Origin of the sequence: Chitinophaga sp. 22620, assembly GCF_052044405.1 — a bacterium.
Lineage (GTDB): Bacteria > Bacteroidota > Bacteroidia > Chitinophagales > Chitinophagaceae > Chitinophaga.
On the sequence record NZ_JBQEMV010000003.1, the window covers coordinates 240,435 to 262,042 of the forward strand.

Sequence of the window (21,608 nt, forward strand, 5' to 3'; positions counted from 1 at the left end):
TGTGAGTAGGCTAACATACGGAATATGTTCATACATTCCAACAAACTATGGTAAATTCCGGCCATACACCATCGTTGGCAGGTTATCGCCCGGCGGCGGTGATAGTTTTGTATATTGAAAATTAAAATACAATCAAATGAGAAAGCTGGTTCTGTTTGCGCACATTTCCCTCGATGGTTTTGCCGGTGACATAAATAACGGTCTTGGCTTTTTATCATATGATGAAGAACTGCAGCAGTTCGCGGACGAGTTGGTCAAAACAGTAGGAGCTCCTTTATACGGCAAAAACACTTACCATTTGATGGAAGGTTACTGGCCCGCCGTATTGAGTGACCCGAATGCACGCAAACATTCGCTTGAACATGCGCAATGGGTGCAGGACATTCCCAAAGTAGTTTTCTCGACGACATTGACCAGTGCGGATTGGAATAATACCACATTGATCAAAGACAACATTGAGGAAGAGATAAATAAATTGAAAGAGCAACCGGGCAAAGACCTGGTGATTTTTGGCAGCCCCGGTCTTGCTAAAAGTTTAATGAAGCTCGGGCTGATAGATGAGTACAAACTGACCCTGCATCCCGTGATATTAGGAAAAGGGATCAGCCTCTTCGACGGCAATGCACAGATGAGCAATTTGAAATTGCTTGAGTCAAAAACGCTTGGTTCGGGCGTTGTTACATTGCATTACACAAAACGCTGAACAGCGACTGACGGGACAATTCCGTCACTGTTTAACCCCAGCATTATTTTGATAACCGGGGGGATCAATGGAATTTATACCCCAGCCCCACGGTCCATATCCAATTGTCGGTCTTGTTATGGAAGAATGCCGGCACGATCAGCACCAGGTTACGATAATCCACCCGCGGACCAATGCCCAGCCGGGGCTCCGCTTTGCTGTCCACAATCAGCAGCGAGGGGAACGCTGCTAGGGCAACACTCCAGGTTTGGCCGAGCTTCAGTTTCAGGTGCGGCCCGCCTACGTTAAAGGCGATTGTTTTGTCTCCAAAAGAAACGCCGGCCATGCCTTCCAGGCCAACGCCCAGCTGGCGGCGCTGGCGGGTGGAATCGGCGGATTGGGCAATAAGCTGCTGCCCCGTCAGCAGGACGGGAATAAGGAATGTGAGCATTTTCATATGTGATGGTTGGTTGTTGGCGTTAGATCATCGTTTTTTTGCGGTGTTCAGCCGGTCGGCTACATTGTCCCGGTTAATAATGTTGAATAAATTGTCTACCCCTCCTTTCAGAAATTCTTTCCGGTTCATGTTTTGCGTATTTTATCGTGAAATGATTGTTTTCAATAGTATTCCTATCGCGGCTGCGAGCAGGATGATCAGCGGCTCGGGAATTTTTTTGAAGCGGTAAAGTATCAATGCCGTCACCAACGCCAGCCCGACGGTCCAGGCGTCGGTCAGCGAGCGTTTGCCCAGCACGATCACGGCGCCGGAAATAGCGCCGATAGCCGCTGCCGTTACCCCGTCCACGAAAGCTTTAATGCCGGGGTGTTTCCCGTACTTGCGGAAGTAGGGAGCGGGTAAAACGGTAAACAGGTAGCAGGGAAAGAATGTTGCAAAAGCGGCCACGCAGGCACCGGGGAAGCCAGCCACGAGGAACCCGATGAACCCCACAGTGATCACCACCGGCCCCGGGGTGATCATCGCCACCGCAACAGCGTCCATGAACTGCTGCTCGTTCAGCCAGCCGTATTCCTTCACCACACCGCCGTACAGGAAAGGAACGATCGCCAGCCCGCTGCCGAACACAAAAGCGCCGGCCTTGGTGAAATACAGCAGGATCTTCCAAAGCGTGCCGCCGGAAGCTGCTGCGCTCATACTTTGCAATACCGGCGCCAGCAGCAGGGATGGCGCAGCGCCCCGGCCGGGCAGCCAGAACCGTTTCGGCGGCGACTTCACGAGCCAGTACAGCACACCCGCGCCAATGAAGAGCCAGACGTTCTCCGTTTCATACCAGACCGTATAAACTGCCGACAGCACGTAAATACCGATCAGCCATTTATCCGTGCCGATAGACTTTCGGGTGAGCTTCCAGGCGCTCATGGCAATGATACCGATCACCGCCGCGCCTACGCCATAGAAAACGGCCTGCATCCAGGGAATGCCTTCCCATAACGTGTATACATAACCGAGCGCCAGCACCATCAGGAAAGACGGCAGTACGAAAGCGAGGCCGGCCAGCGTTGCGCCCAACACTTTATAGTGTACATAGCCGATGTAAATGCCGAGCTGTGCGGCCAGCGGGCCGGGCGCCAGCTGTGCAAGCGCCAGCCCTTCCCTGTAATCTTCCTCGCTGATCCAGCCTTTGCGCTCCACCAGGTCGCGGTGCATATAGCCAGCCAGGGCAACCGGCCCACCGAAGCCCCAGGTGCCCAGCTTCAGGAAGTAAATAACAATATCCCGCAGCGAGTAAGCGGGTGTGATTTTGTCCATGCCGTTTATTTTTTGTGCTGCCATGTGTGTTTTTCCTCTTGCTTGTAGCGGGCCCAGCTATAGAGCGCATCGTATATCTTTTTGCCGATCTCCAGCATTTCGTGGTCGTTGGTGTGGTTATGGGAAAGCCCTGCGGAAATAGCCCACAACCTGGCCGCCTGCGGAGCGAGGCCCAACCGGTCGGTATCCGCCGCCCTGACGATATTTCATGGTCAGCGGTTTTTATACCTGCAAGATCGGCCGGTGCGCAGCCAAAAAATAGAACAGAATTAACCGGGCTGGTATGGATTTTACTTTTTGGGGAGATTTTTCCGGTAATCGGACGGGCTTTTGCCGGTGTGCTTCTTAAAGATGCGGGTAAAATGGCTCTGATCGGAAAAGCCGGTGAGGTAGGCGATCTCCGTGAGCGAGTGTTTGGAATCCAGCAGCTGGATAGCCTTTTCGATGCGCAGCTTCCGGATGTAATCGCCGAACGACAGATTATCGAAGTATTTGGAGAATTCGCGGGAAAGATAAGCAGGATGCACCTGCAGCGTTTCGGACAGGCCCTTCAGGCTCAGGCTGAGGTTGGTGTCTATCTGGTCCTGGATGAGGTCGCGCAGCTCCGTTGCCCATTCCGGCACTTTTTTGCCTTCAGTTTTTTGTTGTTGAAGAAATTTTTTGAACACTTCCAGCAGCAGGTTTTCGAAAGGTTGCTGGGTATGGCTGACATGCTGGAGATGTTTGGCCCAGCTGTACAGCGCATCGTACAACAGCATGCCTTTTTCGAGCAGGCGCTGATCGTCCGGCTCGTTGTGGGCAAGACCAGCGGAGATAGCCCAGAGCCCAGGGGCCTGCGCGGCAAGGTCGTGCCGGTCGGTATCCGCGCCGCGAACGATGGGAGCCATTACATGCACGGCCGGGTCGGTGATGCTGTGCTTTTCAATGATATAGTCGAAAGTGCATTTATCGTCGTGGTGGGTATACTCCACACCGGGAAGATCAAAAGGAATGGCGCCCAGCACAGCCGCCTGCGGAAGCACCTGGTCGAAGGGCACGTAAATGATCTCAGCCTCCGGATCTACAAACCGGCGGATGAGCCAGGGGCAGGCCAGTCGGTCTATTTTCGGGCGTTCGCGGGTGATCCATTTCATGAAATCAGTTTGCTTTGGGGAAGAATTCACCGAAATGCCACAGAACGCCGGAGGGATCATGCACGAAGCATTCGCGGCCCCATTCTTCCACGCGAATGGCGCCCAGCCTCACGTTCGGGTATTTGCCGGGCAGGCCGAGCGTGGAAAGATAGTCCCAGAACTCCTGTACGTTGTCCACTTCCATGAAGAGCATCGTGTTGTCGATCCAGTCCTTGACATTGTACTTCTGCAGGTAGAAGCCCAGGCTCCCGGTTTTGAATAACGACATATCAGGCGATATAACCACTTCCTGGAAACCCAGGTCATTGTAAAAATTCCTTGATACTTCAAAATCGGTGGCGCCGATGAACGGCCTGATGGATAAAACTTTACCTTCCATGTTTTTTGGTTTTGACGGTTTGACCTGCAGCCCCATATTTGGTATTGCGCCACAGCCGTACCGGTTCGTAATCCGGGCGTACAATTTACATCAATTTGATAACTATTATAGCAGTTTCAGCCAACACCATACGCTACATTTGAAACAGGTATTGTGCGGTCGTTCTTACCTCCGGTTACTTAAATTAATGACTCTTTCTATTCGCGGGCGGTTATATCGTTGAAGGAAAATCGGATAAAGGTTGAGCAAGACATTCAATATTAGTAACCACAAAGATTTGAGAAAAGCAACCACACAGAACATCAACAGGAAGTTCAGCGCCCACGCGAATGCAAATCCATCCATACGGATATATTTAACAAGAGCGAAAATGGCGGCAATTCCAATCGTTACAATTAAAATCAGGTTTAGTGTTTTTTTCATCGATTACTTTCGTTTTAGATTCTCTGGTATCACATGCCGTTACCCGCGCCTTTGCTCTTCCCGGGCATTTCTCCCCTCACTTTATCTTTATCTGTTTTTTCACCGGTTATCCTGTCATACCAGTCCGGCGTTAACCCAACGGGCTGCGTATCGCCGGTTTCGTTTTGCCACCGGGTCAGCACTCCGGAAAGCTTTTTCTTCATAGCTGCAAACCGGCTGTCTGACGCCAGGTTATTGACCTGGTCTTTGTCTTTATTCAGGTCGTATAACTCTTCGGCTGGCCGGGGCGCGAGAAAAATATCTTTTTGCGGTGTGGTGAGTTCCCCTTTTTCCCTTGCGGCTAACAACGACTTGAACGAAGGGCTGTTCACCGCATCCCGCGGCCCCTGGTTGGAGAATTGCGGGCGGGCGTTAAAAATGTATAAAAAATCCTTTGTGCGCACAGCCCGCTCGTATGCTTCGTAATCATGCCAGTTGTGCTCGGTGAAAACATACTCCCGGAAAGACTGCCCTGGATCTTTGAATAACGAAGTAAAGCTTTTTCCCTGGATAGAAGGCACAGGCGGAGCTTTGGCAATCTCCAAAAGCGTAGGCGCAATGTCAACAGCGCTTATAAGCCCATTGCATTCCCTCCCCTTTTTTCCGCTTTGGGGCCATTTGATAATAAAAGGTGTTTTGACGCCTGCATTGTTCATTCTTGTTTTGCTGCCGGGGAACGGCCTGCCGTTGTCTGACATAAATATAACAACGGTATTTTCCGCAATACCCTGCCGTTGCAGCTCGTCGTTTATTTGCCCGATATAACGGTCCAGGCGGGCAATTTCGTTGTAATAAGCAGCCAGGTCTTCCCTGGTTTCCTTTGTGTCTGCCAACGCCGGCGGTACGATCACTTTGGAAGGATCGTGCGGCTGGAGGGCAGAATCAGGCTGCCAGGGCCGGTGGGCATCTAATGCTGCGAACCAGAAAAAGAAAGGTTTATCGTTTGGCCGGTCCTTTAACAGCGCCAGCCACATCTCTTCCCCTCCCACCCCGCTCCTGGCGGCTGTGATCAGGGTATCATAAGCTCTCCTGGTATGAGGCCCCTCATGCCATTTTCCCGCCTGGGCAGTGTAGTACCCGTTCCTCTTCAGTATTTCAGGGAAAAAAGTCATACCCGCGGGCAAAGGCGTATGCAGCTCGGCCGCGCCGGTGCTGTGGGGGTAACGGCCTGTGATAATGCTGCTTCTGCTGGGACTGCAGGAACTGGAGGTTACAAATACGTTATTGAACTTTATACCATCTTTGGCCATCCGGTCGATATTCGGGGTGCGGACTGCCGGGTTGCCATAACAGCCTAGGTCATTCCAGCCCAGGTCATCTGCTATGATCAATATAATATTGGGCCGGGACTGGGCATTACTCTCAATCCCCCTGGTAACCGCAAATGCCAGGAAGGTGATAAAAAAAGCTAGTTTCATAATGAACCGGAATGAAGGCCGGGAATGATAAAGATAATAAATGATGCCACTTATTGCAGCGGGTGATGATCATAATTCCCCCCTGCCTGCATCTTTCACCAGCCAAACGATCTTTTTGCCAGGTATTACTTCTACCAGCTTTTGTTTGGTATAATGAGCGCCTCCTTCTGCGCTAGAACTAATAATTATTATCCAACGCGGTTGCCAGATGGACTTATAGCAGGCTGATCTGGACAATACGAAGAAGCCGGGAAAAAGTATGCGCTACTTTTCCCGGCTTAACTTTTTCATATCGTCGCAAGCGGCAAATGCCCACCCCGCTATCTCCTACAACCCGATCTTTCCATACGGCACCCTGATCGCCTTTACACGGTAATAGTACGGGTCCAGCCAGGCCCCCTCACAGCTTTCCAGCCCGCAACCGGAGAAATTGAGGCAGTATGTGAGCAACAGTTCCTGCCGGCCGTTGTCGAACTCCGGATGCACAACAGGCGTATAGTACCGCGCGTATTGCCCTTTAAAATATTCCTGGATCGTATACACTTTCACCGGTGTGGTGAACGGCCCGATCGGCGAACTGGAAGTAGAGATGTAGATGTTCCTGGTTGTTTCGCAGTTGAAGCCCTGGTCCATCGTCATGTGGATGTACTTGCCATTGAGGTATGCCACGCTGTTGGAACCCTTGCCGGTTGTCACCTTCGCTGCCGATCCGGGGCTCGGACTGCTCGTCCAGGTGTTGCCGTTATAATATTCCCATTGCAGCGGATTGTTCACGGAGAAACGCGCAACATGAATGTAGCTTTCATAATTAAAGCTGATGCCTTCGCTGCCGAATGCATATACATATCCGTCGCCCGGTTTCACCATGCCCGTCGAATAATTGATCACAGGCGTACCGCTGAAGCCGTTCGGCATAAAACGCTCAGACACCCACTGCGTGCCCGTGCTCTGCGTCAGCCGGTACAGCGACTGTCCCGTTGCGTTCAGACCATTGCCTTCCCCGCATTGCACATACACCTTGTCGCCTATCTCTATGCCGGGGCCAGACCAGGTCCAGGCAGTACCGGGCTGAATATTGAAGATCTGCTTCGGCTTGCCGGAAGTGCTGGTGGTGATCGTCATATTCGGCGCGCTGTTGGGGTTCCAGTTCGTTTTCGAAGGCTGGATGAATACGGAGTTGCTGTAACTGTGGAATGCGCCGCAGTTGAACAGGCCGTTGGGCTGTACCTGGGAGCCGTCCCAGGCATCCTGCGTTACCCACAGCACCTTGCCGTTGTTGCCGCTCCAGGTCAGCGGAATGGTATTGCCCTGGTCGAATGCAGCAGAACCTAGGCTGGCGCTGTTGCGGTGAAAGAAGCGCACCACTTCATCGTCGCGCCAGGTATCCGCGGTAATGGAACTGACCGTCCACTGCTGCTTCGTATCGGTTACGGCGGTCTCCTGGATCACTTTTGCGCCATTTGCCGTGGAGCCGCCCTGGACTGACAACGCCAGCCCGTTGCCTTTGTTGAATATTTTGTACTGCCCGTTGCCGAGGTCCTGCATGCGCCAGAGCTGCTGGTCGGCCAGCAGCGGGAATGCAGTGTACTGTTGCAGGATGGTGCCACTTGTACCGGAACCGGCAGGAACGTCCAGCAGCTTGCCGCTGTACAGGTTCCGGATGTGATAATACTTCACGCCGGCGGCGGTGGTCTGGTAGATCACATGCCATTTCTGCCAGTTATCCATTTGGCCGGCCGGGCCGGAGAACTGCCACTGCTGCAGCTGTGCATTGTCTTTGAACTTCTCGTTGAGCGTAGGGCTGCCGCCTGTTTCCAGGTATTTGCCGCTCTTAACGTTGGTAATGGTGACTGTGGCGTAATCGGGCACGTCCAGCAGGGCTACGGATAGTTTTGTGTCGTCCAGTGTAACGGGATCGTCCGTCAGCGGCTGCCGGCAGGCGGCCATTACAAGCAGGCAACACAAGATGGAAAGGGTTTGTTTTTTCATAACACGTATTTATTGATGAATCTTGAACAAACGGAGGTCGATCGGCCGGGCGCCGGCAGAAGCTTCACTGGTGCTGTATGACAGATATTGTTATCGGGCTGGTCCTGCGTGTATTGTATCAGTTCACGTAACCGGGGTAATGGTGCGGGCAGGATCCCTCAGGGAATAAGACACCCGGGTGGCGGCATACCGCCATCGGGATGGAAAAAATATTGCTATGGGAATCGCGCCAGCTGTTTCATTGCCGGCAGGTCCGGCAATGCTGACGCGTTTATTGGAGAGACACTCTTACATCAATTCCACGCTGCTTTTGTAGGGGTTAAGGAAACTATCGTCCGGCGGCAGTTCTGTGATGAGGTAGTCCACCGCCTGGAGGTCGCATACTTTTAGGCGCTGCGTGGTGTTGAGTTTTTCGGAGATGCTCAGTACGGCCACTTTTTGCGAGGAACGCATCATGGCTTTAATGATCTGCACTATTTCCCAGTCGCTGTCCGTCAGCCCTTCGGCCACGGAAAGACCGTTAGCCCCGATAATGCAGAGGTCCACCTTTATTTCCGCCAGCTGGTTGATCACGCTGGCCCCGGTATGTACGTTGGAATTTTTGGAGAGTTTGCCGCCTATGCTGATCACGTCCAGCTTTTCACGATCGGAAAGGGCAATGGCCACCTGCGGACTGAGCGTAAAAAACGTGGCGCGCAGATCGTTGGGGATGGCCTTGGCCAGTTCTATGATGGTCGTGCCGCCCTCTATCAGTACGGTGATATCCTTTTTCAGCAGCCGCTTGGTTTTTTCAGCGATGGCCTGTTTGGCTTCACGGGCGTATACCTCGCCCTGCATGTTATGGGCAAAGTGGAAGGAAGGGCTTACAGCGCCGCCATGCACCTTCAATATCCTGCCCGCTTCTATCAGTTCCTTGAAATCGCGGCGGATGGTGTCTTCTGAAACGTCCAGCAACCTGCTCAGATCGGCAGAAAGCACCTTGTTGTGCAGGTTTACCTCGCGCATGATCAGCTTGTGTCTTTCTTCTTTCAGCATACTGTTAATAAATTATCAATAAATATCGGGCAAAGATCAGGAAATAAGGTAAAATCCTGTCAAATAAGTTTTTTTGCGTTTTTAGTTTGCATATTTACGCATAATTGTTTTATCTTGGAAAAGGGAATTTCCCTACAAACCGTAGCAACATGCATGTAATTTATCATTCAAGCGATTAGTGTTGCGCATTTGTGAAACGCAAATACGCAAATTTGCTTTAACCAGTTTTCAACCAAAATAATTATGAAGAATAGCAAGCCAACTCCAACACCTGGCAGGCCGTTTCATGCCCTGTTCTCGCTCATCCTTCTTTTCTCCATCCCGCTTTACAGCCATGCCCAGTCAGACACCAGCAAAATACTGGTAGCCGGTACCGTATTAAATGAATCAGGCGTACGGCTGGCCGGCGTATCCATTACCGAAAAAGGAGGCTCCGCCCGTACGGTCACCGACATACAAGGCGTGTTTCAGCTGCGGGTGCCACCGCGGGCCACGCTGGTATTATCTTCTGTCGGGCATACCACGCGGGAGTTCCCCGTGGCGGGTAACAAGATCGTGATCATAGACATGGCATCCGTATCGGACAAGCTGAACGAAGTAGTGGTGGTAGGCTTCGGCAAACAAAAAAAGATCTCCGTAACGGGCGCCGTTACCAGCATCAGCACCCGGGAGATCGCCAAGGTGTCTACCCCCTCCATCTCCAATGCCATAGCGGGCAAGCTGCCGGGCATCATCACCCGCCAGTCCAGCGGCGAACCCGGTTACGACGCTGCCCAGGTGGTGATACGCGGGCTCGCCACTTTCGGCAATAATGCGCCGCTGGTACTGGTAGACGGTGTGGAGCGGAACATGAACCAGCTCAATGCGCAGGAGATAGAAAATTTCACCATCCTGAAAGACGCATCCGCCACAGCGGTGTACGGTGTACGGGGCGCCAACGGCGTGATACTCATCAATACCCGCCGCGGCGCCACGGGCAAACCGCAGGTGACCTTCCGCACGGAAACCGCTTCCCTGCAGGCGCTCCGCCTGCCCAAATACATCAACGCAGGCGAATATGCCAACCTGATGAACGAAGCACGCGTCAACGTTGGCCAGGCGCCCCGCTGGAGCGAAGAGGAACTGGAAAAATTCCGCAGCGGGTCGGATCCCTACCTGTATCCCAATTCGGACTGGACCAGCGCCGTGCTCAAAACAAATACCTGGCAAACCATCAATAACCTGAGCGTTACAGGCGGTACAGACGTCATAAAATATTATACCAATGTTGGCTTCACGTTGCAGGACGGGCTCTATAAACAGGATCCTTCTTACGAGTACAGCACCAACGCCAAAATCAAACGATACAACTTCCGCAGTAATGTGGACATCCAGCTTTCGAAAAACCTTTTGATGCAACTGGGCCTCGGCGGCATTATCCAGAACGGTAATTACCCCGGGTTTTCCGCTCCCGATATTTTCAACGCCATGAAAATAATCTCGCCCATTGCTTACCCTATCCGTAACCCTGACGGCACGCCCGGCGGCTCTTCCACGTATGTGGGCTGGAACCCCTGGGCCAGGGCTACGCAGTCCGGCTACACCACGCAGGACAATAGCACATTGCAAGGCACCTTCGGCGCGCGCTGGGATCTTTCCTCGCTCGTAACGGAAGGGCTGTCTCTCCGCGGCCTCTTTTCCTACGACCGCAACGCCTCCGTCAGCAACGTACGGCATAAAGCCTTTCTTGTAAAGCGGTATGAGGGGAAGGATGCAGACGGCAACGATATTTACAGCAATCCCTATCGCGAAGAACAACCGCTGGCATACAGCGCCAGCTCATCGAGCGACCGGGCCATTTATATGGAAGCGCAGCTGAATTACGAACGCGTATACGGCGACCACGCGCTGACCGGTATGCTGCTGTACAACCAGCGCGATTATGTGGCACTCACAGCGGGGCAGTCGCTCACCAACCTCCCTTACCGCAGGCAGGGGCTTGCAGGCAGGGTGACCTATGCATACGACAACCGTTACCTGGCAGAATTGAATATGGGTTATAACGGTTCGGAAAACTTTCCCAAAGGCAAGCGCTTCGGTTTTTTCCCCGCGGTGTCTGCCGGATGGGTACTTTCCAACGAAAAATTCTGGAACGTCGGTTTTATAAGCAATGTGAAGCTGCGCGGATCTTATGGCCTGGTAGGCAACGACCAGATCAGCGGCGCCCGCTTCCTTTTCCTCTCTACCACGCGGCTTAACGGGCAACAATACCGCTTCGGGCTGGAACAGCAAACCTATTACGGGATGGAAGAAGAGCAGATCGGCAACCCGGACGTAACCTGGGAAAAAGCGCGGAAAATGAACCTGGGCCTCGACCTCGGATTCTTCAACGACCGCATTACCCTGCAGGTGGACGCGTTTAAAGAGAACCGCCGCAATATCCTGCTGCAGCAAAAAACCGTGCCCTCCGTCACCGGTTTTTACCCATGGTCCATCCCCTACGGCAACTTCGGCATTGTGGAAAACAAAGGCATAGACGCCTTGCTGGAAATAAAGAACACCACAGAAAGCGGCTTCTTCTATACCTTCCGCAGCAATTTCACTTTTGCGCGCAACAAGGTGATCGAAGATGCCACTCCCAATCCGCCTTACAGTTACCTGCAAACACGCGGGCTGCGGCTGGGGCAGACCGTATCGCTGGTATCCGACGGGCTTTTTAAAGACCAGTCGGATATAGATCACAGTCCCCGCCAGACATTTGCCATACCGCGGCCAGGCGACATCAAGTACCGGGACATCAACAGCGACGGGGTGATCGATTCCTACGACCGGCTGCCCATCGGCAACCCGCGTTTGCCTGAAATGACCTTCGGGTTCGGCGGCACGCTGGCATATGGCGGTTTTGACCTCAGCGTGTATTTCACAGGCGCCGCCGGCACCAGCATCCACATTGCCGGCGCCAGTATGTACGCCTTTGCGGACGGCCTGGGCGTGAACAATGTAATGCGGGAATATTACGACAACCGCTGGACGCCTAACAACCCAAACGCCAGGTATCCCGCCATCGACGTGGGTAACAATCCAAACAACTACACCACTTCCGACTTCTGGATGCGCAACGGCAATTACCTGCGCCTGCGCAATGCGGAGATCGGCTACAACCTGCCACAGCGCCTCAACGACCGGGTCGGCATCCGCGGCTTCCGCATTTTCATCAATGCCGTAAACCTTTACACCTGGGACCACATCGGATTCATGGACCCCGAGTCCAACGACGGCACCGGCGGTTATCCGCTGCAGCGTTCACTGAACGCAGGAGTACAGGTTGATTTTAAATAACACGCAAAAACAGCATTATGAAACATATACCGTTTCTTTTATCCATCCTGCTGCTTGCCGGCACCGCCTGCCAGAAGAATTTCCTGGACAAGCAGCCGGATGAATCCATTACCATAGACGAGGCCTTTAAGAAAAGATCTTACGCAGAGGCCTTTCTGACAGACGTGTATGCCTCCATGGGTAACGAGTATTATTTCACCGATTACCTGGGCACTTCTCCCAACCCATACGTGATAGCCTCAGACGAAATGAACATACCCTGGCCGGAGAAGTTTGAGAAGCTGATGAATAAAGGCTCCTGGAACGCCTACAATGTAGACGCACAGTTATGGAAGAACATGTACGAAGGCATCCGCAAAGCCAATATATTCCTGGCCAACATCGGTAATACCCCGCTGGATGCCGTGTTTACAGAGGCGGACCGGCAGCGCTGGATCGGTGAGTGCAAATTCCTGCGCGCTTATTACCACTTCAGGCTGGTGCGCATTTACGGCGGCGTGCCGCTGATGGATTACGCAGCCGGCGTAACCGATGATTTTACGAAAATGCGCAGGACCACGCTGGATTCCTGTATCAATTTTATTGTGAGCGAATGCGATGAGGTGGTGACCAAACTGCCTGTAAAACTCAGCTCCACCCGTGAGCTGGGCCGCGCTACCGCCGCCGCCGCGCTGGCGCTGAAGGCTCGCATCATCCTGTACAGGGCCAGTCCGCTCTTTAACGGCAACCCGGACTACATCAGCTTTGCAGACAGGGACGGCAACAAACTTTTCCCGCAGGAATACCGTGCATCAATATGGGCGGAGGCCGCTGCCGCTGCCAAAGCCTGCATCGACAAATGCGAGCAGGCCGGTTATACCCTCTATAAAAAACACGCAGACCCGGTTACGAACTACCAGCAATTGTTCCTGGACAATCATAACGACGAAGTATTATTTGCCTATAATGCCGGTGTAACCGGCTGGATGGAGAAATGCGCCTTCCCGGGCAGCCTGGGCGGCTGGAACGGCTACAATCCCACCCAGGCGCAGGTAGACGCCTATGAAATGGCCAACGGTATGGCGCCCATCAGCGGTTACACAGCAGGCGGCACACCCATTATCAACGCGGCATCCGGTTACCGCGAAGACGGCTACGCAACAGCAGACGATCCGGGCAAAAGGTGGCTGACCGGTGTGAGCAATATGTACGTGAACCGCGACCCGCGCTTTTACGCTACCGTCAATTTCAACGGCGCCTTTTTCGTGGACCGCCGCATGCAGTTCTGGCAAACCGGCGCAGACGGCCGCGGTAATGCCGGGCGCGACTACAACACCACCGGCTACCTCCTCAAAAAATACGTGAACCCCACGGCCAATATTGCACAGGGCCGGTTCTCGCTCGGCACCTGGATATTTTTCAGATTGGGCGGCGTGTACCTCGATTATGCGGAAGCCCTCAATGAAGCACAGGGCCCTGTAGCGGAAGTCTATCAATATGTGGATGCTATCCGCACCAGGGCGGGCATGCCCAAGCTGCCCCAGGGGCTCAGCAAGGAGGCGATGCGTGCAAGGATATGGCAGGAAAGAAGAGTGGAGCTGGCGTATGAATCGCACCGCTATTTCGACTGCCACCGCTGGAAAATAGCCGCGCAGACAGACGGCGGTCCGGTGTACGGCATGAACATCAGCGCCGGTACAGGGTTGCAGGACGATGCCTTTTACAAACGCACCCTGGTGGAAAACCGGGTGTTCCAGGCGCCGAAACATTACCTCTTCCCGATTCCACAATCTGAAATAGATAAGGCCCCTGCCATCATTCAAAACCCGGGTTGGTAAATCAACACGCAAATCTATCATTATGCGCAAACTCATTATACCATTCAGCTGCGGCATATTCTTACTGGCATGTTCCAAACAGGTGCCGGTGAAAGAAGATTTCCCGGGCGCTGAAAAATATTCCATGCTCTACATGCCGCAGGCGGTGAACGGGCCGGTAGCCACCGCGGTGAACATCACGGCCGTACCGGACACGATCACGTTCAACGCCTGCATCGGCGGGCTCAAGCGCCCCGCCGCAGAAATTCCCGTCACCTTTACCGTAACGCCCGAAGCCGCGGCCGCATTTAACCTGGCAAACGGTACTCAGTACCCGGTAATGCCGGAGGGCAGTTACGCCATCCTCACTCCTTCCGCCAGTATCCCGGCAGGCCAGTCCACCAGCGGGCAGCAGCAAATGGAACTGCGCACCAAAGGTTTTATAGCCCCGTTTGTGACTTACCTGTTGCCCGTCACGCTTTCACAACCCGGCAAAACCAGTACGGTGAACCCGGCGCTCAGCGTGTCTTATTTCCTGGTAACCGGCGGTTACGCGCCCGGTGAAGTGCCGCGCGAAAAAGTGGCAGCATTTGGTACGGCGGGGGGCAGTTTCCTCATCAGCTTCGGAGAGCGTTTTATCCGTAAAGACCCGGCCAGCGGCAACCTGCTGATGTATACGCCGGACGCCCAAACAGGGCAGTTCACGGCTGCGCCCGTTACTATCGGGTACGGCTGGGATATTTTTAACACCATTATCTTTTATGGCGGCAACCGGCTCATAGCCCGCTATGGCACAGGCGCGGGCGATCTGGCGCAATACCCTATTGATGCACAGGGGCAGATCGGCAGCGGAAGAACAGTTGGCTGGGGATGGAGCGGACTGAAAAGCATTACGCCCTACAAAGGCCTGCTACTGGGCATTGACGGCAACGGAAAAATGACCAAGTTCCCGCTGGACGAAAATGGCAATTTCGATTTCGGCAACATCAGGGACATCGGTACCGGGTGGGAAAGTGCGGTGGACCTGTTCCCTTACGAAAATTCACTGATGGTACTGGAACCGAATGGCAACATGTGGCAATACCCGCTGTCGGAAGACGGCTCCTTCGGCAACCGCCGCCTGGCCGGTACCGGCTGGGACATGTATGTGAAAGTGATACCCGCGGGCACAGACCTGCTGGCGCTCGATGCCAACGGCGACCTGTGGCGTTACAAATTTAATCCCGCCGGCTTATGGGCGCTGAAAAAACCTTAGTCAAGACGAAAAACAAAATATATGACGCGCATTACAGAACAACCCTCCAGGTACGATCACCTGGAAACAAAATCGGTGGACGAACTGGTAACCCTGATCAATAACGAGGATGCCACGGTGGCCGTGGCCATACAAAAAGCACTGCCGCAGGTAAGCCTGCTTATACAGGCTATCGTGGAAAAGCTCCGTAACGGCGGGCGCATGTTTTACCTGGGCGCCGGCAGCGGCGGGCGGCTTTCCGTGCTGGACGCGCTGGAACTGCCCACCACTTACGGCATTCCCAAAGGCATCGTTAATGTAATACTTGCCGGCGGCGTGGAAAATCTCGCGGAAGCGCCGGAAGAAAAAGAAGACGATGTACAGGAAGTGATCGACCGGCTGAACGCGGCGCAGGTATCCGCGAAGGATATCGTGATCGGCATTTCCGCCAGTGGCTCCACTCCCTTTGTACTGGCGGGCTTGCTGGAATGCGGGCGAAAAGGCGTCACTACCGGTTGTATCGTGAGCAATCCCGGCTCCGCCATTGCCGCCGCCGCCAGCCTGCCCGTGGAAGTGATCACCGGGCCGGAGTTCATTACCGGCAGCACCCGCATGAAATGCGGCACCGCGCAAAAAATGCTGTTCGACATGATCTCCACCACCGTCATGATACAGCTCGGGCGCGTGGAAGGCAACAGCATGGTGAACGTAAAACTGATCAACGACAAGATCACGGACCGGGCCGTTAAAATGCTCATGCAAAAAGCAGGCATCAGCGGATACGAAAAGGCCAAGGCCATCCTGCTGGAACATGGCAGTGTAAAGAACGCCATGACCGCACTGGGCCAAAACCAGCATTAATCATTCATATCTCATCAAAAAAAAATACTCTTACCATGGAAAACAATAACCTGCCGCGCCGGAAATTCCTCAGCAACATCGCTATTACCGGAGCAGGCTTCGTGCTCGGCCTCCCTCAGATAGCCAACGCATCAGACAACGGCAAACCCGCCCTGCTTGGCGGTCCGAAAGCCCATCCCGGCGGGTATTCCGGCTGGCCGCTGTTTGACAGCACGGAAGAAAAGGCCGTGATGGACGTATTGAAAAGCGGCACCTGGGGCAGGCTCGGCGGCAACGTAGTGTCTAATTTTGAAAAAGCCTATTCAGAAATGCTGGGCGTAAAACATACCCTCGGCGTATCCAGCGGTACCAGCGCACTCACAACCATCCTCGGCGCAATGGACCTTGGGCCTGGTGATGAAGCGATCATTCCCGTTTACACTTTTATCGCCACCTACAACGTGATCGTGCTCAACTATGCATTGCCCATACTCGTGGATACGGATATTGAAAGTTTCCAGATAGACGCAGGCAAGGTGGAAGCCGCCATCACCCCGCAAACGAAGCTCATCATGCCCGTGCACATCGGCGGCACGCCCGCCGACCTGGATAAGCTGATGGCAATTGCACAAAAAACCCGCATCCCGCTGATAGAAGACGCCTGCCAGGCGCACCTTGCGGAATGGAAAGGTAAAAAAGTGGGCAGCTACGGGCTGGCCGGCGCATTCAGTTTCCAGGCCTCCAAAAACCTGAACTGCGCAGAAGGCGGAGCTATCACCACGAACGACAGCGATTTTGCCCAAACCTGCTACCGCTTCCATAACCAGGGCCAGGGCGGCCATACCACGGCTTATACGCCCGGCACCGGTACACGCGCCACCAACCTGCGGCTCACGGAGTTCCAGGGCAACCTGCTGCTGGCGCAAATGACGCGGCTGCAGGCACAGGCCAAGCGCCGGGCAGAGAACGCGGCTTACCTCAGCGCACAACTGAAAGAGATCAAAGGGATCTATCCCGCTAAAATGTACGAAGGCACCACGCTCAGCGCATTTCACCTGTACATGTTCCGTTACGACCGCCAGCACTTCGACGGTCTCAGCCGCGAAACGTTCCTCAAAGCCCTGCAGGCGGAAGGTGTGCCCTGCTCGGAAGGATATGGCCAGATGAACAGGGACACTTATGTGACCGGCCTGGCGCAAAACAAACATTACCTGAAGATCTACGGCGAAAAGACCATGCGCGAATGGCTGGAAAGGAACCAGTGCCCGCAGAACGATAAGCTCACCGGCGAGCAGGCCGTATGGTTCTTCCAGAACATGCTGCTGGGCAGCCATACCGATATGGACCAGATCGCGGCAGCTATCCGCAAGATCAAAAAGAACGCGAAAGCGCTGGCTAAACTCTGATCCGTTTTATTTACCATATTCTTACCCAATGCAATTATCCAGATACATGCCCCTGGCGTTCCTGCTCCTGTGCGTATCCCTGCCCGGCAAGGCGCAGGATACTTACAGGGCGGGCTTCGCCCGGGAAAGCACGGAACCGGGGGCTTATCCTTTTTCATTAACGCTGGCCGGCTACGGCGCGCCGGTGGAAGGCCGCTTCAGCCTTGAATGGGTGAACGCCGGCGAAACCAGCGGCCCGGCAACCGCATTCACCGGCATGGGCAATACTTTGTTCAGGGTCAGCGGCAATATATTGTTCACCGCCGCCGCCGGCAACGCATCGCCCGCATGGCAGGAGGCAGGCAGCGCGGCCGGTATACAGCTGCTGGCTGCCGCCAGGAAAAAACTGTATGCAGTGAATGCAACCGGCCAGCTGCTGGAAACCGCTTATCCCGGAAAACCGGCGTGGAAACAAACAGGCACGGTCAGCAACGCCACAGCTTTGGCGGTATTGCATAACACACTGTATATCGCTACAGCCGGCAATTTGCAGGCAGCTGACGCCCGCAGTGCAAACAAGGAATGGAAAGCGATACCCTCACCGGAACATCTCATCAGCCTCGCCGCTTACGGCAACGAATTGTATGCGCTTTCCGCACAGGATAATGTATACCGGTACCGCCCGGCTACCGGGAGCTGGCTGAAAATTGCACGGCACAACGGCATCACCTACAATGTAAAACTCCAGCACATTGCCATAGCCGGAGACGCGCTTTACGGCTGCGATGTTGCCGGCGATCTCCTCAAAGCAAAACACAGCAGCGACGGCAATATGTCTGCCTCCGCACTGGCGGTAGCAGCCGGTAAACAGCGTGTGGTGATCGTAGGGCTGGATGTCTGCGGTTTTGACCATGCGTTTGCCGGGGAGGTGAAGCGGGAGATCAGCAAAAAATATCATATTCCTCCGCAGGCAGTGATGCTGAACGCCTCTCACACCCATTTTGCGCCCGTTGCCCAGCCTTACATTACCTGGCACCCGCCCTGCCAGCAACCGGACAGCAGCTACCTGTACGGCGTGGTGAAGCCTGCCGTGGTGCGCGCGGTAGCCGGCGCCATCCGCAACCTCGCGCCATCTGCTTTACATTTCGGCCGCGGCAAAACCGCCATCGGCCGCAACCGTTGCCTCACCGAAGCGCCGGTGCCTTACGATAATGATGTGGATGTGATCACCGCGGTGCGTACAGACAACCAGGAAAAAACCGTGCTCTTCCTTACCGGCTGCCACCCTGTATTTAATGCCAGCGGCCGCGAAGGCGTTACGCTCAGCGCTAATTACCCCGCAGCAGCGCGTAAAAAGCTTGAAGGCGATGGCATTGCCCACGCCGTGTTCATACAGGGATGTGCAGGTGACATTAATCCGCAGGATGCCAGTCACACCAACACCGGGCATGCCCTGGCCGCTGATGTACGGCAGGTAATGGCCCGTCCGTTGCAGAAAATAACCGGCGGCATTACGTACTATACAGACAGTGTGGTGTTCCCGGTGAAACCAATGGCGAAAGAAGCGGTGCTGGCCATGCAGGCAGTCAATGAAAAACAGCCCGGCCATATGGTGCCCGACCGGAATGTACGCTGGACCAGCATGATGCTGGACTACTACAAGAACAACACCATGCCGGCCACCATGCCGGTGTACGTGCAAACCATCAACATCGGTAACTGGAAGCTGGTGGGGCTCTCCCGCGAGGTGGTAACGGAATACAGCAGCGGCATCAAGGCCCTGTTCCCCGGCAGCCTCGTAAGCGTGGCGGGATATTGCAACGATGTAAGCAGCTACCTGCCCACTTCCCGGCATATTAATGCGGGCACTTATGAAGGCGCGGATTCTTTTATCTGGTATGCGCAGCCTTCCGTATTTCCCCTCAATGTTTATGAAACCGTGCTGGAAAACATCCGGCTCAAAAACCGCTAAGATCTATGCCCTCCTCCACCCTGCCGGTTACCGGCAACGCAGCCGCACGCATTCATCCGCTGATCATCATCGGTGCGCTGTTCTTCATATTCGGTTTTGTGACCTGGCTCAGTTCCGTGCTGATCCCTTACCTGCAGACAGCCTGTGAGCTGAGCAGCTTTCAGTCGTACCTGGTGGCGTTCGCGTTTTACATCTCCTATTTTGTAATGGCTGCGCCGTCTGCCTGGCTGTTGAAGATCACCGGGTTCAAAAAGGGCATGTCCGCTGGATTGTTACTGGTGGCCGCAGGTTCGCTGCTGTTTGTACCGGCCGCGCTGTACCGGCAATATATCATTTTCCTTACGGGACTGTTTATACAGGGCGCCGGGCTGGCGATGCTGCAGACCGCGTCCAATCCGTATGTGACCATACTTGGCCCCGTAGAAAGCGCCGCAAAACGGATGAGCATCATGGGCATCTGCAACGGCGTGGCCGGCATTATTGCGCCGCTCATACTCGGCTCGGTGATATTGAGTGATATGGACGGCTTCACCGCGCAACTGCAGCAAATGAACGTACAGGAAAAACAGGCCGCGCTGGACGCGCTGGCGCAGAAAGTGATTGCGCCTTACCTCGTTATCACCGTATTACTGCTGCTGCTGGCGGCACTGATATACCGCTCCCCCCTTCCCGAAATAACGCCGGAAGACGAAGCGGTAACGGACAGCGGGGAAGCGGGCGGTAAAACCATTTTCAGTTTTCCCTATCTTTTTCTCGGCGTATTCACGTTGTTTTTGTACGTTGGGGTAGAAGTGATTGCCGGTAATACGATTATCAGCTACGGCACTTACCAGGGCATCCCGATGTCTGCCGCGCGTTTTTTTACTTCTTTTACCCTGATGGCCATGCTGGCCGGGTATCTCGTAGGCATAGTGCTCATACCGCGGTACATCAGCCAGCAGGCCGCATTAAAATATTCAGCGCTGGCTGGCATTGTGTTCGTGCTGGCTGCCATTTTTACCGGCGGCCTCACTTCAGTATTGTTCATCGCATTGCTGGGGCTCGCCAATTCGCTGATGTACCCGGCTATATGGCCGCTTTCCATCCAGGGGCTGGGACGGTTCACTACTACCGGTGCCTCCCTGCTGGTAATGGCCATTAGCGGCGGAGCGATATTGCCGCTGGCTTACGGGCAGCTGGCAGACAGCTTCAACGAGCAGCAGGCGTACTGGCTGGTTTTGCCTTGTTATATCGCGATCTGGTTCTTTGCCGTAAAAGGCCACCTGGCGGGAAGAAAAAAAGATGTATCCACTCAATAAAAAGAAAAGATGTTACTGATCGCAGACAGCGGCTCCACCAAAACAGCGTGGTGCCTGGTGAATGAACAGGGCGCTGAAACTTATTTCAGCACGGAAGGGTACAATCCTTATTTCGTAACGGAAGAATACGTTATACGCTCCATCGCAGATAATTTTCCAACAACCATAGATCCCGCCGCCATCAGCCAGGTATATTTTTATGGCGCAGGCTGCCAGGAAGATAAATCGGGGGTTATGGAACAAACACTGGGAAAAATATTTCCTTCCGCCAGCCACATTTCCGCGGAACTGGATCTGCTGGGCGCCGCCCGTGGCCTGCTGGGAGATACGGCCGGCTTTGCCGCCATACTGGGCACCGGCACCAACACCTGTTTCTACGACGGCCGTAACATTTCCCTACATGTGGATTCGCTGGGGTTCATGCTGGGGGACGAAGGCAGTGGCGCGGCCATTGGCAAAAGGATACTTTCCGATTTCCTGCGCCATAAAATGCCGCCTGCCGTACACCGGTTATTTGTGGATACCTACGGGCTGACCGAAGGCGCCATCATGCACCAGGTATACAAGGAACCGATGCCGAACCGCTTTTGCGCGGGTTTTACAAAATTCCTCACCATGCCGGGCATAGATAACGGCTACGCTTATACGCTGCTGCGCGCAGCTTTCACTGAATTCTTCACGCAGCTTGTAGCCTGCTATCCGGGGTATGCGGAATATTCCTTTAACTGCGTCGGGTCAGTAGGTTACCACTTCCGCGATGTGATCTCGGAAGTAGCCGGAGATTTTCGCATGCAAACCGGCCTGATCATACCAGACCTGATCGGACATCTTGCTTCCAATCTGAAAAAATATTTCCTGACCGGGGTTTAGTTCCATCCTGTAAAAAGTGGTCCACCACT

18 protein-coding genes are annotated in these 21,608 nt (G+C 54.1%); 9 read left to right on the forward strand and 9 right to left on the reverse strand.

What is annotated here, in order from left to right:
• The first annotated feature begins 136 nt into the window (after positions 1-136).
• On the forward strand, positions 137-703 hold the full coding sequence (locus ACTJIK_RS16435) for a dihydrofolate reductase family protein (RefSeq protein WP_440648006.1): 567 nt from the start codon (positions 137-139) through the stop codon (positions 701-703).
• A 64-nt stretch (positions 704-767) separates the two neighbouring features.
• Here ACTJIK_RS16435 and ACTJIK_RS16440 read toward each other — a convergent pair whose 3' ends face one another.
• The 9 genes from ACTJIK_RS16440 to ACTJIK_RS16480 all read right to left on the reverse strand — a co-directional run bounded on the left by ACTJIK_RS16440 (position 768) and on the right by ACTJIK_RS16480 (position 8,866).
• Entirely contained in the window at positions 768-1,139 is a 372-nt protein-coding gene (locus ACTJIK_RS16440) for a hypothetical protein (protein WP_440648008.1), read from the reverse strand.
• 141 nt (positions 1,140-1,280) lie between these two features.
• On the reverse strand, positions 1,281-2,450 hold the full coding sequence (locus ACTJIK_RS16445; RefSeq protein WP_440648010.1) for a chromate transporter: 1,170 nt from the start codon (positions 2,448-2,450) through the stop codon (positions 1,281-1,283).
• Between the two features lie 5 nt (positions 2,451-2,455).
• Positions 2,456-2,653 (reverse strand): chromate resistance protein ChrB domain-containing protein, encoded by a 198-nt coding sequence (locus tag ACTJIK_RS16450; protein ID WP_440649216.1) that lies wholly within the window; start codon positions 2,651-2,653, stop codon positions 2,456-2,458.
• A gap of 87 nt (positions 2,654-2,740) precedes the next feature.
• Entirely contained in the window at positions 2,741-3,583 is an 843-nt protein-coding gene (locus ACTJIK_RS16455; protein ID WP_440648012.1) for a chromate resistance protein ChrB domain-containing protein, read from the reverse strand.
• Between the two features lie 4 nt (positions 3,584-3,587).
• Positions 3,588-3,962: a glyoxalase gene (locus tag ACTJIK_RS16460; RefSeq protein ID WP_440648014.1), complete on the reverse strand. Its 375-nt coding sequence runs from the start codon at positions 3,960-3,962 to the stop codon at positions 3,588-3,590.
• Between the two features lie 165 nt (positions 3,963-4,127).
• Positions 4,128-4,385, reverse strand: coding sequence for a hypothetical protein (locus ACTJIK_RS16465; protein ID WP_440648016.1), 258 nt, complete (start codon positions 4,383-4,385; stop codon positions 4,128-4,130).
• 29 nt (positions 4,386-4,414) lie between these two features.
• Positions 4,415-5,842, reverse strand: a complete 1,428-nt coding sequence (locus ACTJIK_RS16470) for a sulfatase family protein (protein WP_440648018.1) — start codon at positions 5,840-5,842, stop codon at positions 4,415-4,417.
• A gap of 327 nt (positions 5,843-6,169) precedes the next feature.
• Positions 6,170-7,831 (reverse strand): RICIN domain-containing protein, encoded by a 1,662-nt coding sequence (locus ACTJIK_RS16475; RefSeq protein WP_440648020.1) that lies wholly within the window; start codon positions 7,829-7,831, stop codon positions 6,170-6,172.
• A 288-nt stretch (positions 7,832-8,119) separates the two neighbouring features.
• Positions 8,120-8,866, reverse strand: coding sequence for a DeoR/GlpR family DNA-binding transcription regulator (locus ACTJIK_RS16480; RefSeq protein ID WP_440648022.1), 747 nt, complete (start codon positions 8,864-8,866; stop codon positions 8,120-8,122).
• A gap of 243 nt (positions 8,867-9,109) precedes the next feature.
• Here ACTJIK_RS16480 and ACTJIK_RS16485 point away from each other — a divergent pair, with 243 nt between their 5' ends.
• The 8 genes from ACTJIK_RS16485 to ACTJIK_RS16520 are packed head-to-tail and all read left to right on the forward strand — an operon-like array spanning position 9,110 to position 21,579.
• Entirely contained in the window at positions 9,110-12,184 is a 3,075-nt protein-coding gene (locus ACTJIK_RS16485) for a SusC/RagA family TonB-linked outer membrane protein (RefSeq protein WP_440648024.1), read from the forward strand.
• Between the two features lie 17 nt (positions 12,185-12,201).
• Positions 12,202-14,001, forward strand: a complete 1,800-nt coding sequence (locus tag ACTJIK_RS16490; protein ID WP_440648026.1) for a RagB/SusD family nutrient uptake outer membrane protein — start codon at positions 12,202-12,204, stop codon at positions 13,999-14,001.
• Between the two features lie 22 nt (positions 14,002-14,023).
• A complete protein-coding gene (locus ACTJIK_RS16495; RefSeq protein WP_440648028.1) occupies positions 14,024-15,235 on the forward strand; it encodes a BT_3987 domain-containing protein in 1,212 nt (403 codons plus the stop codon).
• A 21-nt stretch (positions 15,236-15,256) separates the two neighbouring features.
• Positions 15,257-16,075 carry an N-acetylmuramic acid 6-phosphate etherase gene (locus ACTJIK_RS16500; protein WP_440648030.1) on the forward strand — a complete coding sequence of 273 codons (819 nt, stop codon included), beginning with the start codon at positions 15,257-15,259 and terminating at the stop codon, positions 16,073-16,075.
• Positions 16,076-16,110: 35 nt separating this feature from the next.
• Complete coding sequence (locus ACTJIK_RS16505; RefSeq protein WP_440648032.1) at positions 16,111-17,460, forward strand: DegT/DnrJ/EryC1/StrS family aminotransferase; 1,350 nt, start codon at positions 16,111-16,113, stop codon at positions 17,458-17,460.
• Positions 17,461-17,488: 28 nt separating this feature from the next.
• Positions 17,489-19,411, forward strand: coding sequence for a hypothetical protein (locus tag ACTJIK_RS16510; RefSeq protein ID WP_440648034.1), 1,923 nt, complete (start codon positions 17,489-17,491; stop codon positions 19,409-19,411).
• 5 nt (positions 19,412-19,416) lie between these two features.
• Positions 19,417-20,709, forward strand: coding sequence for a sugar MFS transporter (locus ACTJIK_RS16515; protein WP_440648036.1), 1,293 nt, complete (start codon positions 19,417-19,419; stop codon positions 20,707-20,709).
• Positions 20,710-20,718: 9 nt separating this feature from the next.
• Positions 20,719-21,579 carry an N-acetylglucosamine kinase gene (locus tag ACTJIK_RS16520; protein WP_440648038.1) on the forward strand — a complete coding sequence of 287 codons (861 nt, stop codon included), beginning with the start codon at positions 20,719-20,721 and terminating at the stop codon, positions 21,577-21,579.
• Positions 21,580-21,608: the final 29 nt, after the last annotated feature.